We start from the raw sequence: 15,542 nt of genomic DNA on the forward strand, positions 1-15,542 counted from the left end.
TCAGGGCGTGCGCGCTCCTGCTGTTCCGATTCTCGATTCCCGATTCCCGATTCCCTTTCCGAAGGAACATCAATGAAATGGTTTGAAATCGCCCTGGTTGTGTTGACGCTGGGCACCGGCTTCATCTGGCTACTGGACAAGCTGTTCCTGGCCAAGCGCCGCGCGGCGCGCGCCGGTCTGCTGGACAGCGAGCCGGCGATCATCGACTACTCGCGTGCGTTCTTTCCGGTGCTGGCGGTGGTGCTGATCCTGCGCAGCTTCGTGGCCGAGCCGTACAAGATTCCGTCCAGCTCGATGATGCCCAACCTGCTCATCGGTGATTTCATCCTGGTCAACAAGTTCGCTTACGGCTTCCGGTTGCCGATCACCAACACCAAGTTCATCCCGACCGGTGAACCCAAGCGCGGCGACGTGGTGGTGTTCAAGCCGCCGCATGCGCCGGACCAGAATTGGATCAAGCGCGTGGTCGGCCTGCCGGGCGACAAGATCGGCTTCCACGGTGACACGCTGTACATCAACGACAAGCCGATGCGCTACACCGTCAAGGGCGAGTACATCGGCAAGGGCAAGGGCGCCGAGATGACCGGTACCACGCTGCTGGTGGAAGACCTGCCCGGGCGGACCCACACCGTGCTGGAGTGGGTAGACCGCAACATGCCGGCTGGCCAGGGTGACTGGACGGTGCCGGCAGACAGCTATTTCGTGATGGGGGACAATCGCGACAATAGCGAGGACAGCCGATTCTGGACGCAGACGCACTTCCTGCCGGAGGCCAATCTCCGCGGCAAGGCGTTCCTGATCTGGCTCAATTGTGAAGGGTGGTTCTGCAAGGGGAGTTTCGATCCATCGCGGATCGGGACTGGAATCCAGTAAATGCACGCGGTGCGTGCCGGGGGACACACAATGAAGCGCAAGCAAAGCGGTATGACGTTGACGTCGTTCGTGGTGGTGCTGGCGGTGGTGGGGTTTGCGTTGTATCTGGGGATGAAGTTGTTCCCGATGTATCAGGAATATTACGCAGTCCGTACGTCGATGAAGGGCCTTGCGAATGAAGCGGGCAGTGCCGACATGGACCCGTCCAAATTGCAGGACATGTTCTTCAAGCGGCTCGATATCAACTCCTCCGAAAGCGTCAAGCCAGGGGACGTCAAGTTCGAGCGCATCGAAGGCGGCTGGCGGATGAAGGTCAACTACGAAGTGCGGCGTGAGCTGGTCGGCAATCTCGATGTTGTCGGCAAGTTCGACACCGAGCAGGATCTGACGAGGCGTGGTGTCGAATAGAACTTTCCAGCGCGGTGATCCGATCGGACATGCGTTTGCCGATCCGGGTCTGCTCGCCCAGGCGCTGCGTCATCGCAGCGCCGGGACGCCGCATAACGAGCGTCTGGAATTCCTGGGCGATGGCATCGTCAATCTGCTGATCGCCGAGGCGTTGTATCAGCGCTGGCCCAAGGCCGATGAAGGCGCCTTGACCCGTGCGCGCGCCGAGCTGGTGCGCGAGGGCGCGCTGGCCGTCATTGGGCGCACCCTCAACCTGGGCGAGCGCTTGACGCTGGGCCCGGGCGAATTGAAATCCGGCGGGCATCGCCGCGATTCGATCCTGGCCGACGCGGTCGAAGCGATCGTCGCGGCGATCTATCTGGACTGCGGGTTCGAGCGTTGCCGCGCGGTGGTGCTGCCCTGGTTCGAACCGTCGCTGGCCGCGTTGCCGGTCGGCAAGGCCGAGAAAGATCCCAAGACCCGGCTGCAGGAATGGCTGCAGGCACGGCAATTGCCATTGCCGCAGTACGCCCTGATCAGCGAAAGCGGCGACGAACACGCCAAGCAGTTCCATGTCGCCTGCATCCTTGAGCAGCCAGCCGCCCGCGCCGAGGGGCAGGGCACGTCTCGTCGGCTTGCCGAGCAACAGGCCGCAGCCACCGTCATCGCACAACTGGATTCGAACACGTGAGCGAAACCTCTCCCCACCGCAGCGGCAGCGTTGCCGTGATCGGCCGTCCCAATGTCGGCAAGTCCACCCTGACCAATGCGCTGGTTGGCGCCAAGGTCAGCATCGTCTCCAATCGTCCGCAGACCACGCGCCACCGTCTGTTGGGCATTGCCACCTTCCCGGAAGGCCAGCTGATGCTGGTCGATACACCCGGGCTGCACCGCGAGCAGAAGCGCGCGATGAACCGGGTGATGAACCGCGCCGCGCGCGGCTCGCTGGAAGGCGTGGATGCCGCGGTGCTGGTGATCGAGGCAGGCCGCTGGGACGAAGAAGACACCCTGGCATTCCGCGTGCTCAGCGACGCTGACGTGCCGGTGGTGCTGGTGGTCAATAAAGTGGACCGGCTCAAGGACAAGACCGCGCTGTTCCCGTTCCTGGCGCAGGTCAGCGAAGGGCGCACGTTCGCCGCCGTGCATCCGGTCTCTGCGCTCAAGCGCAAGGGCCTGGAGGCGTTGGTGAGCGACCTGCTCAAGCTGGTGCCCGAAGCCGAGGCGATGTACGGCGAAGACGAAATCACCGATCGCAGCCAGCGTTTTCTGGCCGGCGAACTGGTGCGCGAGCAGCTGATGCGCCAACTGGGCGAAGAACTGCCGTATGCCACCACCGTGGAGATCGAACGCTTTGCCGAGGACGGTGCGCTGCTGCGCATCGGCGCAGTGATCTGGGTCGAGCGCGAGGGACAGAAGGCCATCGTGATCGGCAAGGGCGGCACCCGCCTGAAGGACATCGGCGGCAAGGCGCGCCTGCAGATGGAGCGCTTGTTCGGTGCCAAGGTGTTTCTGGAAACCTGGGTGCGCGTGCGCGAGGGCTGGTCGGACGACGAGGCTGCGTTGAAGGCCTTCGGTTACGACTGAGCAGAGGCGGGGTAGTCGAGGGCGCAAGCGCCAGGCGCGCGTGTGCATGGGGCTGATTCCTGCTTGAGACCAACGCTTCCAGTGTCAAGGGTTAACAGGTGGCGCCCATGCCGGTGCTTGTGTGAGAGGTTCCGACCTGTGCTGATGTGTCAGTTCACGCGCGAGGCGTCTGCAATTTCGCTGTCCCGGCGTGCGGCGGTCAACTGCTGCCAAGCGAGCACCTGGCCGAACACACTGTCATGCTGATCGAACACGAGCGCGGCTTTGTCCTGCACGCACGCGCCTGGCGCGAGACCAGCTTGCTGGTGGAAGTGTTGACCGAGCAGCACGGGCGCGTGGGATTGCTGGCGCGGGGCGTGCACGGGCCACGCAAGCAGGCGTTGCGCGCTGCGCTGCAGCCGCTGCAATTGATCCAGTTCACCGCGGTGCAGCGCGGCGAGTTGGCGCAGCTGCGCCAGGCCGAGGCCATCGATACCGCGCCGCGGTTGCTTGGCGAAGCGATGCTGGCGGGTTTCTATATCAGCGAACTGTTGCTGCGGCTTGCACCGCGCCATGCGCCGGTGCCGGAGCTGTTCGACTGCTATGCGCAGGCGCGTGCGCACCTGGCTTCCGGTGCCGCGCTGGCATGGGGATTGCGGCAGTTCGAGCGCGACGTGCTCGACGGGCTGGGGTTCGGCTTCGATCTGCAACACGACAGTGACGGCCAGCCGATCGATCCGGCCGCCCGTTACCGGCTCGATCCGCAGGACGGCGCGCGGCGGGTATTGAGCGAGCGGCTGGCGCAGGATCGCCGCGAGACCGTGACTGGTGCGGCGTTGCTGGCGCTGGGCGAGGACCGGGTACCGGCCACCGAGGATATGCCGGGGCTGCGCCGCAGCATGCGCGGAGTCTTGCTGCACCACCTGAGCGGGCGCGGACTCAAGTCCTGGGAGATGCTGGAAGAATTGGCGCGACGCGGCGCTTAGATGGCGTTGCGCCCGGTCGATGCCCGGGGGTGCCCCGGAGATGCCGGCCAGCGGTTCAGTGCAGCAGCGCGGCCACTGCGGCATGGAACTGGTTCTGTGCAATGCGCGACTGCGGATCGCCACGCAGCAACCGCACTGCGCCAGCAAGCCGGGCGGCACCGACAAACCCACAGCTGGCCTGCAGACGGTGCAAGTGATTGCGCAGCGCCAGCTCGTCGCTGACCAGCAGCGCCGAATCTACGGCGTCGCGGGTGCCAGGCAGCTCTGCCAGGAACAATTCGCGCAAGGCATTGAGGTGATGCTGCTGGCCGTTGAGCGCACTCAGTGCGGCGGCTTCGTCCCAGTCGCTGGCGGCGATATCCACCACGCCCACCGGGGCCACGCTGTAGCGCCCACGTGCCAGGCCCCGGCGTACCGCCTGCAGCAGCCGTTCGGAGGTCAGCGGCTTGACCAGCATTTCCAGAAAGCCGTCTGATTGCAGGCCGCGTTGCATGGCCGCGTTGCCGTCGGCGGTATGCGCCAGGGCGGGGACATCCGGGTGCAGCAGGCGCAGGGCGCGCAACAGGTCGCTGCCGGTGCCGTCTGGGAGGTTGACGTCGATCAGCCACAGGTCATGCCGGCGCGCGCGCGCGCGGTCCAGTGCCGAAGACAGGGAGTCGGCCCAGTCGACCTGGGCGGGCAGGCTTTCGAGCACGGCCTGCAGAAAGCCACGGCTGATCGGGTCGTCCTCGACCAACAGAACGCGCGGCTGGGGTTCCTGACGTGTTGCCATGTTCATGCTGCCTCCTTATCAGCGTGCCGCGTACTGCGTGTAGCGCGAGCTCCCGAAGTGTGCCCTGGTTTGCGGGGCGCGACAATTGCTCGCACCCGTATGGCGACCGGCGGCAATCGCATCTGCGACAATACGCACCCTTTTTGCCCGCAGCTTTCGCCACGTGGCCAGATCCAGAAACCGTTTCGACCGTACCCCGTTCCAGACCGCGATCACCGACCTGAGCCATGACGGCCGCGGTGTGGCGCGCCGCGATGGCGAGGGCGGCAAGGTCACCTTCATCAGTGGCGCGCTGCCGGGTGAGGTGGTTGTCGCCGAGCCCACCGCACGCAGCCGCCATTTCGATGAGGCCAAAACGGTGGAAGTGCTGCAGGCATCGCCGCAGCGGGTGGCGCCGCGCTGCCCGCATTTTGGTGTGTGCGCCGGTTGCGTGCTGCAGCATCTGGAAGAATCGCAGCAGATCGTGGCCAAGCAGCGCGTGCTGATGGACAACCTGGAGCGCATCGGCCACGTCACGCCGCAGACGGTGCTGCCGGCCCTGGTGGGCGATACCTGGGGCTATCGCCGCAAGGGCCGCTTTTCGGTGCGCCGGGTCGAGAAGAAGGACAAGACCCTGGTCGGCTTCCGCGAACTGGACCCGCGCTTCGTGGCCGACCTGTCGGTCTGCTACACGGTGATTCCGCAGATTGGCGAGAAGATTCCGCAGCTGGCGGCGCTGGTCGAAGGCATGGACGGCAAGCGCGACATTCCGCAGATTGAATTCATCGCCGGCGACGATGCCGTGGCGCTGACCATCCGCCATCTGCAGCCGCTCAGCGCACGTGACGAGCAGGCCTTGGTGGAGTTCGCCCAGGCGCACGATTTTGCGATCTTCCTGCAGCCTGGCGGCGTGGACAGTGTGCATCCGTTGTGGCCGCAAGAGGTGCCGCTGTCGTTCCGGTTGCCGAAATGGGACGTGGAGCTGGCGTTTCGTCCGTTGGACTTCATCCAGGTCAATGCCTCGCTCAATCAGAAGATGATTGCCCACGCCCTGGCATTGCTCGATGCCAAGCCCGATGACCGGGTGTTGGACCTGTTCTGTGGTCTGGGCAATTTCACCCTGCCGCTGGCGCGTACCGTGCGCGAAGTCGTGGGCGTGGAGGGCGACGCCGGTTTGGTGGCGCGTGCACGCGAGAATGCACAGCGTAACGGGCTGGACAATGCGCAGTTCTACGCAGCGGACCTCACGCAAGATCAGCGGCAGACTGCGTGGATGCGCCAGGGCTTCGACAAGCTGTTGCTGGATCCACCGCGCTCCGGCGCCATCGACGTGCTGCAGCAGCTGCCGCTGAAGCAGTTCAAGCGCATCGTCTATGTGAGCTGCCACCCAGGGTCATTGGCACGCGATGCTGGCTACCTGGTGAACGAGCAGGGCTTCAGCCTGCTCAGTGCCGGTGCGATGGACATGTTCCCGCACACCGCCCATGTGGAAAGCATCGCGGTGTTTGAGAAGCGCTAGCGCGAGGCTTGCGCGTTTGCGTCACGCGTCACGTGTGCTGATCCGAAGCGTACCTGCACTGGCAGCTGATGCTGCACACATCCCGGTCGGGATGTGTGTGGGCCATTCCACGCACGCACCCAGTGATGGCGAGCGCGTCGGAACTACTGCAGCGAGGCGCGTACGCCGCGTCAGTCAGTGTGCGGGGGTGGCGTTCTGCCACTGCCCATCGACCAGGGCGAACTGCATCGGCAATTCGCCGCGCTCGTTGGCAGCACTGGCCTGGACAGTGCAGGCAACCACCGGTGCGTGCTCGGAGACGGCGCAGCGCTCCACCGCAAGGACCTGCGCCGTGCTGACCGCCTGTTCGAGACTCTTGCGCACAGCTTCATTGCGTTCGGTCACCAGCTTCTTGGAAAAATCTTCCCGTAGCAGCACCTGCACGCGCGCGTTGTCGGGCACCGGTGCGGCGACTTCCATCTCGGTGTCGCTGTGCTGCAACTGCCAGCCGTTGGCGGTTGGCAGGAATCGCAGTGCCATGTGCTTTTCGCTGGGTCCGGCCTGTCCGGTGACGAGGCAATCGACTGCGCCTGGGGTCGTCTGCTCCGCGGCGGGCAGGCAGCCAACTAGAGCCGTCAAACGTGGGCGAAACAGCTCACCCATCACGTCATCGCCCTGGTTGGGGTTGCCTGCCGCGTCCTTCTGCATCGCTGTGTCCAGCGCGGCTTGGGCCTGTGCGAGCGAGGGCGCTGCGGCCGCGGCGCTTGCACCGCTGGCGGCGAGCAGCAGTGCGGTGGCAAGAACGATCTGCGGTGTGTAACGGCGACGGCCTGTCATGGCGTGCATCCTTTCAGTGGGGGCGCGGAGTGTAGGTGGGTGGCTCCCACAATAGCCAGGCATTTTTCCGCGCGGCCGGCCATACTTGCCTTCATGGGTATCGAAATCGAACGCAAATTTCTGGTGACCGGCGACGGCTGGCGTACCGCCACGCATGCGGTCATTCCGATGGCGCAGGGCTATATCAACGACCAGGCGTCGCTGCGCAGTGGTGCGCAGAATGCCTCGGTGCGTGTGCGCCTCCAGGGCGATGCGGCATTCCTCAACCTCAAGTCGCGCGAGCTCGGGCATACCCGTCAGGAGTTCGAATATCCGATTCCGCTCGACGATGCGCGCGCGTTGCTCGCGTTGTGTGTGGGTGGGCTGATCGACAAGCGCCGGCATCTGGTTGAGTACGCCGGGCATGTGTGGGAAGTGGACGAATTCCTGGGTGACAACGCCGGGCTGGTGGTGGCGGAGGTCGAGCTGGAGCACGCCGACGAAGCGCTGCAACTGCCAGACTGGATCGGCGCAGAAGTCACCGACGATGCGCGTTACTACAACCTGGCGTTGGCATCGCAGCCATTTTCGCAGTGGTCGGTACGCTGAGTTCCACCGGCCGCAAGGCGCGGGGGATCTGTTCGCGCGGCGCAGCGTCTATGCTGCAACCCAACTCAACCATGCGATGCACACACCTGTCATGAGAATCGATATCTGGTCCGATGTGGTGTGCCCGTGGTGCTGGATCGGCAAACGCCGCTTCGAGCAGGCCGTGGCCACGCTTGGGGAGCGCTTGCCGGCGCTGGAAATCCACTACCACGCCTTCCAGCTGGATCCAGACAGTGGCCTGCAGCCGGTGCCCTTGCGCGAGGCCTTGCTGCCGAAGTTCGGCAGCGCCGAACGTACCGAACAATTGCTGGCGCAGACCCAGCAAACCGCGCGCGCCGAAGGCCTGCCGTTTGATTTTTCGCGTGGGCAGGTACAGGTCACCACCTTGCCCGCGCACCGGCTGATCTGGTTGGCGGCGCGCGAGGGTGATGTCGAGCCGGTGATCGAAGCGCTGTTCCATGCGCACTTTGCCGAAGGCAAGAATCTTGCGGCGGCCGACACCCTGATCGCTGCCGGTGCGGCTGGCGGGTTGGCGCCGGCACGCGTGCAGGCGCTGCTGGCGTCCGACGAGGGCAGTGCGCAGGTCCAGGCGCAACTGCTGCAGGCCGCGCAGATTGGTATCCGCGCGGTACCCAGTTTCGTCATCGACGGACGCAGCCTGCTTCAGGGTGCGCAACCGGCCGATGTCATGGCACAGGCGTTGCTGCAATTGGCCGCCGAATCCGCGCCGGCCGCCGCTACCGGCGATGCCTGCGGCCCGGACGGTTGCGCGATCTGATGCGCGCGGCCGCGGTCGCCACACCCTGATGCGCGGGCCCCGCACGCGGCGCACGGTGGCGGTGATCGGCGCCGGGCTGGCCGGCCTGCGCTGCGCCAGCGTGCTGCAGGCGGCCGGCTACGCCGTGACGGTCTTCGAGCAGGCTCCGGCGCCAGGTGGACGCATGCGCGCGCTTGCAGGCCAGCAGTGGCACTGCGATCACGGCGCGCAGTACTTCACTGCGCGTGATCCGGACTTCATGGCGGCGGTGGGGGCGTGGGTAGCAAATGACTGCGCTGCGCCCTGGCTTGCGCGTCTGGCCAGTTGGGATGGCTCCACCCTGCAGCCCTCACTTGGCACGCTGCAACGCTTTGTCGGAGTGCCGGATATGGCGGCGCCAGCGCATGCGCTGGCGGTCGGGCTAGACCTGCGTACCGAAACGCGCATCGATGCGCTGCAACGCACCGAACACGGCTGGGCACTGAGAGGTGCTGGTCTGCCAGAAGCCGTGCCTGCCGAACTGCTGGTGCTGGCACTGCCCGCGCCGCAGGCCGCTGCGTTGCTGGAGACGGCTGCGAGCGACCTGGCGCGCGTTGCTGCCCGCGTGCGCATGCAACCGGCCTGGGCCGTGGTGGCACGTTTTACGGCGCCGGTGGAGGCGGGTTACGACGGGTTGTTCGTCAATGCCGGCGCACTGCGCTGGATCGCCCGCAATTCCAGCAAGCCCGGCCGCGTCGGTGCGGAGACCTGGCTGCTGCACGCCACCGCGGCGTGGAGTCACGCCCACCGGGATGCCACGCCAGCCCAGGTGATCGACCAGCTGTTGCCGGAACTCCAGGCGCTCGGCCTCCCCGCGCCGCTGGCGTGTGAGGCCTTCTTCTGGGAAGCGGCCAGTACCGAATCCCTGGCCGTGGCCGATGCGTGCGTGTGGGATGCAGCATCGGCGGCAGGGCTGTGCGGCGATTGGTTGGCAGGCGGCAAGGTCGAGGGCGCCTGGTGTAGCGGAGCCGCGCTGGCGCAACGCATCTGCGCGTATGACGCAGGCGGTCGCGACTGAATCCATCTGCTGCCACTGCGCGTATTGCAGGGGAGAGGTTTAGGAGCACAGCCGCATGGCGGATCAGGTTGAGCGGGCACATCGCGATGACAGCAGGCGGCGCCGGGCGCACTGCGTGATGAAGCAAGCAGCATGCGCATCCCGCGTCGGATACGAGTCGCGTGCCGCCGATGCGTGAACACGATGCAGGCGGTGCAGACACGGGCGCCGAACCGCAGCGCTGGGTGCCGGCGCATACGCTGCGCCTGGTGCTGGGCGACCAGCTCAATCCGCTGCATAGCTGGTTCGTGACGCCCAACGCCAGTGTGGTCTACGTGCTGATGGAGGTGCGCGCGGAAACCGACTACGTATTGCATCACGCGCAAAAGATCCTGGCGATTTTCGCGGCGATGCGCGCCTTCGCCGCACGCTTGCGGCAGGCCGGGCACCGCGTGCGTTACGTCAGCATCGACACGCCCAGCAATCGGCAGTCGATCACCGCCAATCTGGAAGCGTTGATGGTGCACTACCGCGCCAAGTGGCTGGAATACCAGGCGCCGGACGAGTGGCGCCTGGATGAACTGCTGGAGCAGTGGTGCGCAGCCCAGCCGTTCGCCAGCCGCATGGTGGGCAGCGAACATTTCCTGACCGAGCGCGAGGACGTAGCCGGGTGCTTCGATGCGCGTGCGGCCTGGCGCATGGAGGTGTTCTATCGCCACATGCGGCGACGGCATCGCATCCTGCTGGACCACGCGGGCGCACCGGAAGGCGGGCGTTGGAACTTCGACCATGACAATCGCGCGCCGTGGCCGGGCGACCCGCCGGCACCGGCGGACTGGCGCATGACCCACGACCATGCCGCGCTCTGGCAGACCATCGAAGCAGCTGGCGTGCGCAGTTTCGGTGCGCCGCAGGCCGATGCCTTGCCGTGGCCGCTGCACCGCGACGAAGCGCTGCAGCAGCTGGACGACTTCATCACGCACGCGCTGCCGCACTTCGGCCGCTACGAAGATGCGATGAGCACGCGCAGCCCGCGGCTGTTTCATTCGCTGCTGTCGTTCGCACTGAACGTCAAGATGTTGCACCCGGCCGAAGTGATTGCACGTGCCGAGGCGGCGTGGCGCGACGGGCACGCGCCGCTGGCGTCGGTGGAAGGCTTCATCCGCCAGATCCTGGGCTGGCGCGAGTATGTGCGCGGTGTGTACTGGTCGCAGATGCCCGGTTACGCGCAATCCAATCAGCTGGGCCAGCACGCGCCGCTGCCACACTGGTTCTGGGATGGGCAGATCGGCATGCGTTGCCTGGCCGATGCGATCGGCAATTCGTTGAATAACGCGCATGCCCACCACATCCAGCGGCTGATGGTGATCGGCAACTTTGCGTTGTTGGCGGGGCTGGATCCGCAGGCCCTGCATCGCTGGTATCTGGGCGTCTACATCGATGCGTTCGAGTGGGTGGAGTTGCCCAATACGGTTGGCATGAGTCAGTTCGCCGACGGCGGCTTTCTCGGCAGCAAGCCCTATATCAGCGGCGCGGCGTATATCGATCGTATGAGCGACTACTGCACTGGCTGCGCCTATCAGCGCAGGCAGCGGGTGGGCCCGCGCGCATGCCCGTACAACGCGCTGTACTGGGATTTTCTGGCCCGCCAGCGCGCGCTGTTGGGAAGCAATGAGCGGCTGGCGTTGCCGTACCGGCAACTGGACGACATGGCGCCGGAGGCGCTGGCGCAGCTGCAGGCGCAGGCGGAGCATTGGCGCGCGCACTTGGAGGTGCTGTAGGCGCCTGGGTAGCACGGCAATGGGGGCCGTCGGGGCGAGTTCGGTGCCGTTGGTAGCTGGATCCCTTTTTCAGCCTGAGGGGGAATTCTTGGCTGCGCCTGCACATGCAACCTGGCTGGTCACGCGGAAGCGTTACCGCGCGCCACACCGGCACAAGCAATCACACCGGCACGGGTCTGCAGAGCGCGGCAGCCAGTCAGCCGACAGCGCCTGCAAGCAAACCCAATAAAAAAATCGCTGCGAAGGGCTAGCTCCGGCACCCAACAAGGTCGCCGGCCCCATTCCCAGCACCCGCACAACCGCCAGCCACGGCCGCCCTTGCCTGAATGCGCGGTCTGACGCTGCTGCGCGCATCTGCGACAATGCCGCGCTGCGCCATCGTGGCGTCTGGCCCGGGAGTCCCCAACATGCTTCTGATCGGCGTTGCCGGTACCGAACTCAGCGCACAGGAACGCGACTGGCTGCAGCACGACGCCGTCGCCGGCGTGGTGCTGTTCAAGCGCAACTTCGCCTCGCGCACGCAGGTGGCCGAGTTGTCGGCCGCCATCCGCGCCGCGGCGCCGCGCCCGCAATTGATCTGCGTGGACCAGGAAGGCGGCCGGGTGCAGCGCTTTCGCGAGGGTTACAGCGCCTTGGCGCCGCTGCAGAGCTTTGGCGCGCTGTATGCCACCGACCCGGAAGGCGCGCTTGCCCAGGCCCGCGCGCATGCGCAGCTGATGGCCAGCGAAGTGCGCGCCAGTGGTGTTGATCTCAGTTTTGCCCCGGTGGTGGACCTGGCACGCGGCAACCGCGCCATCGGCGACCGCGCCTTCAGCGACGACCCGCAGGTGGTGGCCAGCTTCACCCGTGCCTACGTGCAGGCGCTGCACGCCGCCGGCATGGGCGCCACGCTCAAGCATTTCCCCGGCCACGGCACCGTGCTGGAAGACACCCATGTCGACCACGCCAGCGACCCACGGCCGCTGGACGTCCTGCTGGCCGAGGACCTGGTGCCGTTCGTGGCCGGGATCGACGCCGGTGCCGACGCGGTGATGATGGCCCACGTGGTCTACCCGCAGGTGGCGCCGGAGCCGGCCGGCTACGCGTCGCGCTGGATCGAGCAGATCCTGCGCGGGCAACTGGGCTTCCGTGGCGTGGTCTTCTCCGACGACATCGGCATGGCCGCCTCGTTCAGTGCTGGCGGCGTCGCCGGACGGGTGCACGCGCACCTGGATGCCGGCTGCGACGTGGTGCTGGTCTGTCACCCCGAACTGGTCGCCGAGTCCTTGCAGGCGGTGGCCGGCCGTACGCTCAACACTGCCGCACTGATCGGCCTGATCGGCCGCGGCGCGCTGGGCTGGGATGGCCTGCTCGCCGATGCTCCCACCACCTCCCTTTCCGCCTCTTTCGGAACACTTGCCTGATGTCCACGCTCACCATTTCCCAGGCCCTGGCCCAAGCCGATCTGCTGGTCGACCGCCCTGCCATCGACGCCGCCGTCGCCACCATCGCCGATGCGATCGCGCGCGACTACGCCGGCGAAGTGCCGGTGTATCTCACCATCATGCACGGCGCGCTGCCGTTCTCCGGCCAGTTGGCGCTGGAGCTGGGCGCGCGCGGACAGGACCTGCAGTTCGACTATCTGCACGCCACCCGCTACCGCGGCGAAACCACCGGCGGCGAGCTGGTCTGGAAGCACCGCCCCGCCACTGCGCTGTTCGGCCGCCGGGTGATCCTGGTCGACGACATCCTGGATGAGGGCTACACCCTGCAGGGCGTGCGCCAGTGGTGCCTGGAGCAGGGCGCCACCGATGTGCGCGTGGCGGTGTTGACCGTCAAGCGCCATGACCGCTGCGTGCCGGGCGTTACCGCCGACTACGTGGGCGTGGAAGTGGCCGACCGCTACGTGTTCGGCTTCGGCATGGACGTCAACGAGCAGCTGCGCGGCATTCCTGCCATCTATGCGATGAAGCAGTAAGCCAGCGCACCTACCCACCCCGGTGGGTACAGCACTGCGCCATTGCCGGTGCAGCGTTCTTCTTTCGTCTTTCGATGCAGAGGTCTGTGTGTCTTCCAATTCCATCGCATTGGCCGTCATCGGCGGCACCGGCGTGTACAAGCTGGCCCAGCTCGACCAGGTGCAGACGCACGAGGTCGACACCCCATACGGCGCGCCGTCCGGCCCGATCCGCGTGGGCATGCTGCTCGGCCATCGCGTGGCATTTCTGGCCAGGCATGGCGAAGGTCATTCGCTGCCGCCGCACAAGGTCAACTACCGCGCAAACATCGCTGCGCTGCAGCAAATTGGTGCCACCCGCGTGCTGGCGCTCAACACTGTCGGCGGTATCACCGATTCCTTCGGCCCGCGTGTGCTGGCCTGCCCGGACCAGTTGATCGACTACACCTGGGGCCGCATCTCCACCTTTTGCGAGGAGGCCGGCAGCGAGGTGCAGCATGTGGACTTTGGCCACCCGTATTCGCCGATGTTCCGCAGCAAGGTGATCGCCGCGGCCAAGGTGACCGGCGTCACGCTGGTAGCGGGTGGATGCTATGGCGCCACCCAGGGGCCGCGATTGGAAACGATTGCAGAGATCGCGCGGATGCGTCGCGACGGCTGCGATCTGGTCGGCATGACCGGCATGCCCGAAGCAGCGCTGGCACGCGAAAAAGGCCTGGAATATGCGTGTTTGGCGATCGTGGCCAACTGGGCGGCGGGCTGTGGCGACGCGCAGGAAATCACCATGGCCGAGGTGCTGTCGAACGTGGATGCGGCCTCGTCCGGACTGCCGGAGCTGATTGGCGAACTTGCACGCGGGTGATTGTCATCGGGGCATAAGCTTTGCATACTCGGCGCGTACGCTCCGCCGTACACCACCCATTAATTTTGCAAAGGTCTCGCATCACCATGCCGAACGGTACCGTCAAGTGGTTCAACGACGCCAAGGGATTTGGCTTCATCTCACCGGAAGACGGCAGCGCCGATGTCTTCGCGCACTTCTCCGCGATCAACTCCAAGGGCTTCCGCAGCCTGCAGGAAGGCCAGCGCGTCAGTTATGACGTGACCCAGGGCCCCAAGGGTGCCCAGGCTTCGAACATCACGCCGGTTGAGTGATTCACTCGATTGTGCGATTGAAGAACCCCGCTTCGGCGGGGTTTTTTTTGCGCCGGTCCATGTCGGGCCGGTGAGGACGCAGACAGAGCACGGACGATGCAGCAGACATTGCGAATTGCGGTAGTGGGATACGGCACGGCGGGGCAGGCACTGGCCGTGCTGCTCGGTGCCGATGGGCATCGCCTGGACGTGTTCGAGCGCGCGCCCGCGCCCGGGCCGGTTGGTGCGGGATTTCTGTTGCAGCCGAGCGGGCTGCAGGTGCTGTGGAAGATGGGGCTGCTGGAGCAGGCCTTGCAGCACGGTGCACCGGTGCGGCGGCTGTATGGCGAGACGCCCTGCGGGCGTGCGGTGATGGACATGCGCTACCGCGACCTGGATGCGCGCCTGATGGGCCTGGGCATGCAGCGCGGCGCGTTGTTCGCGTTGCTGCGCGATGCCTGGCCCGAGTACGCCAACCTGCACATCGGCACGCAGATCACTGCGATCGATCATGACGGCGTGCGTGTGCAGGACCAGCGCGGGCAATGGCATGGCCCCTACGATCTGATCATCGCCGCCGATGGCTCGGCATCGACCTTGCGCGCACAGGCCCAGGGCACCCAGCTGGATCGGGTGTATCCATGGGGCGCGCTGTGGTGTTTGTTGCCGCGCGAAGACTGGCCGTACGTGGACGAGTTGCGGCAGCGCTACATCGGCGCACGCAAGATGATCGGGCTGCTGCCGGTTGGCACGCGGCCGGGCGATGACACGCCGCGGCTGAGCTTTTTCTGGAGCCTGCCCTGCAGCGATTTCGCTGCATGGGAAACCCGCGGCATGGACGCCTGGCGCGAAGAAGTGGCGCAGATGTGGCCGGACGCGCTTGCGCGCCTGCAGACCGTGCAGGTGCATGGCGCCTTGGCGCGCGCCAGCTACCGCGACGCGGTGGTGTCGCGCTGGCACCGCGGCCGCTTTGCGCTGGCCGGCGATGCCGCGCACGCGATGAGCCCGCAGCTGGGGCAGGGCGTGAACATGGCGCTGCTGGATGCACTGGCGATGCGCGATGCCTTGCGCGCCGGCGCGGATCTGGATGCCGCATTGCAGGGCTACCAACGCGAACGCCAGGCGCATGTGGCGATCTATCACCGCTGGAGTCGCTGGCTCACGCCGCTGTTCCAGTCCGAGCGCGATGTGTGGGCGCGCGGACGCGATCTGTTGCTGCAGCCGATGGGCCGCGTGCCGGGTGGGCGCGGCCACATGCTGCGCGTGCTCAGCGGCACCCAGCACGGCTGGTTCGGCAAGCTCGCGCTGGACCCGGCGTTCGTCGATGCATTGGCGCAACCGGTGCCGGTGCCAAGTTCGAGTAATGCAGGAGATGGCATGGCTGCGTAGTGACGTGCAGCGGCAGTCGCCGTGCG

Annotated in this window: 17 protein-coding genes; 15 read left to right on the forward strand and 2 right to left on the reverse strand. The window is 66.2% G+C overall.

The features are described from left to right. Positions 1-72: 72 nt before the first annotated feature. The 5 genes from lepB (at position 73) to recO (ending at position 3,809) form a co-directional block, all read left to right on the forward strand. Positions 73-873, forward strand: coding sequence for a signal peptidase I (gene lepB / locus XCC_RS06615; protein WP_011036465.1), 801 nt, complete (start codon positions 73-75; stop codon positions 871-873). After that, positions 874-1,281: a DUF4845 domain-containing protein gene (locus tag XCC_RS06620; protein WP_011036466.1), complete on the forward strand. Its 408-nt coding sequence runs from the start codon at positions 874-876 to the stop codon at positions 1,279-1,281. Continuing rightward, positions 1,271-1,951, forward strand: a complete 681-nt coding sequence (rnc, locus tag XCC_RS06625; RefSeq protein ID WP_011036467.1) for a ribonuclease III — start codon at positions 1,271-1,273, stop codon at positions 1,949-1,951. Before XCC_RS06620 ends, rnc begins: the two co-directional genes overlap by 11 nt. After that, positions 1,948-2,844 carry a GTPase Era gene (gene era, locus XCC_RS06630; RefSeq protein ID WP_011036468.1) on the forward strand — a complete coding sequence of 299 codons (897 nt, stop codon included), beginning with the start codon at positions 1,948-1,950 and terminating at the stop codon, positions 2,842-2,844. The genes rnc and era overlap by 4 nt, the downstream gene beginning before the upstream one ends. A gap of 239 nt (positions 2,845-3,083) precedes the next feature. Continuing rightward, on the forward strand, positions 3,084-3,809 hold the full coding sequence (recO, locus tag XCC_RS06635; protein WP_011036469.1) for a DNA repair protein RecO: 726 nt from the start codon (positions 3,084-3,086) through the stop codon (positions 3,807-3,809). A 55-nt stretch (positions 3,810-3,864) separates the two neighbouring features. Here recO and XCC_RS06640 read toward each other — a convergent pair whose 3' ends face one another. Next, positions 3,865-4,587, reverse strand: coding sequence for a response regulator (locus XCC_RS06640; RefSeq protein WP_011036470.1), 723 nt, complete (start codon positions 4,585-4,587; stop codon positions 3,865-3,867). 157 nt (positions 4,588-4,744) lie between these two features. Here XCC_RS06640 and rlmD point away from each other — a divergent pair, with 157 nt between their 5' ends. Next, on the forward strand, positions 4,745-6,079 hold the full coding sequence (gene rlmD / locus XCC_RS06645) for a 23S rRNA (uracil(1939)-C(5))-methyltransferase RlmD (RefSeq protein ID WP_011036471.1): 1,335 nt from the start codon (positions 4,745-4,747) through the stop codon (positions 6,077-6,079). 174 nt (positions 6,080-6,253) lie between these two features. Here the strand turns inward: rlmD and XCC_RS06650 are convergent, their stop codons facing one another. After that, positions 6,254-6,895 carry a hypothetical protein gene (locus tag XCC_RS06650; protein ID WP_170873872.1) on the reverse strand — a complete coding sequence of 214 codons (642 nt, stop codon included), beginning with the start codon at positions 6,893-6,895 and terminating at the stop codon, positions 6,254-6,256. A gap of 93 nt (positions 6,896-6,988) precedes the next feature. Between XCC_RS06650 and XCC_RS06655 the strand changes: the two genes are divergently transcribed. The 9 genes from XCC_RS06655 to XCC_RS06695 all read left to right on the forward strand — a co-directional run bounded on the left by XCC_RS06655 (position 6,989) and on the right by XCC_RS06695 (position 15,516). Beyond that, a complete protein-coding gene (locus XCC_RS06655) occupies positions 6,989-7,483 on the forward strand; it encodes a CYTH domain-containing protein (RefSeq protein WP_011036473.1) in 495 nt (164 codons plus the stop codon). 91 nt (positions 7,484-7,574) lie between these two features. After that, positions 7,575-8,261 (forward strand): DsbA family oxidoreductase, encoded by a 687-nt coding sequence (locus XCC_RS06660; protein WP_016944378.1) that lies wholly within the window; start codon positions 7,575-7,577, stop codon positions 8,259-8,261. Between the two features lie 28 nt (positions 8,262-8,289). Beyond that, positions 8,290-9,297, forward strand: coding sequence for an NAD(P)/FAD-dependent oxidoreductase (locus XCC_RS06665; protein WP_011036475.1), 1,008 nt, complete (start codon positions 8,290-8,292; stop codon positions 9,295-9,297). A gap of 170 nt (positions 9,298-9,467) precedes the next feature. Further along, entirely contained in the window at positions 9,468-11,057 is a 1,590-nt protein-coding gene (locus XCC_RS06670; RefSeq protein ID WP_011036476.1) for a cryptochrome/photolyase family protein, read from the forward strand. 407 nt (positions 11,058-11,464) lie between these two features. Next, a complete protein-coding gene (gene nagZ, locus XCC_RS06675) occupies positions 11,465-12,460 on the forward strand; it encodes a beta-N-acetylhexosaminidase (protein ID WP_011036477.1) in 996 nt (331 codons plus the stop codon). Beyond that, on the forward strand, positions 12,460-13,014 hold the full coding sequence (locus XCC_RS06680) for a hypoxanthine-guanine phosphoribosyltransferase (RefSeq protein ID WP_011036478.1): 555 nt from the start codon (positions 12,460-12,462) through the stop codon (positions 13,012-13,014). The genes nagZ and XCC_RS06680 overlap by 1 nt, the downstream gene beginning before the upstream one ends. An 88-nt stretch (positions 13,015-13,102) precedes the next feature. Then, positions 13,103-13,855 carry an S-methyl-5'-thioinosine phosphorylase gene (locus tag XCC_RS06685; RefSeq protein WP_011036479.1) on the forward strand — a complete coding sequence of 251 codons (753 nt, stop codon included), beginning with the start codon at positions 13,103-13,105 and terminating at the stop codon, positions 13,853-13,855. A gap of 86 nt (positions 13,856-13,941) precedes the next feature. After that, the gene (cspE, locus tag XCC_RS06690; RefSeq protein ID WP_003488188.1) at positions 13,942-14,148 is read left to right on the forward strand and encodes a transcription antiterminator/RNA stability regulator CspE; all 207 of its coding nucleotides are present in this window, start codon (positions 13,942-13,944) and stop codon (positions 14,146-14,148) included. Positions 14,149-14,244: 96 nt separating this feature from the next. Beyond that, positions 14,245-15,516 carry an FAD-dependent oxidoreductase gene (locus XCC_RS06695; RefSeq protein WP_011036480.1) on the forward strand — a complete coding sequence of 424 codons (1,272 nt, stop codon included), beginning with the start codon at positions 14,245-14,247 and terminating at the stop codon, positions 15,514-15,516. The last annotated feature ends 26 nt before the right edge of the window (positions 15,517-15,542 follow it).

It is taken from the genome of Xanthomonas campestris pv. campestris str. ATCC 33913 (assembly GCF_000007145.1).
Lineage (GTDB): Bacteria > Pseudomonadota > Gammaproteobacteria > Xanthomonadales > Xanthomonadaceae > Xanthomonas > Xanthomonas campestris.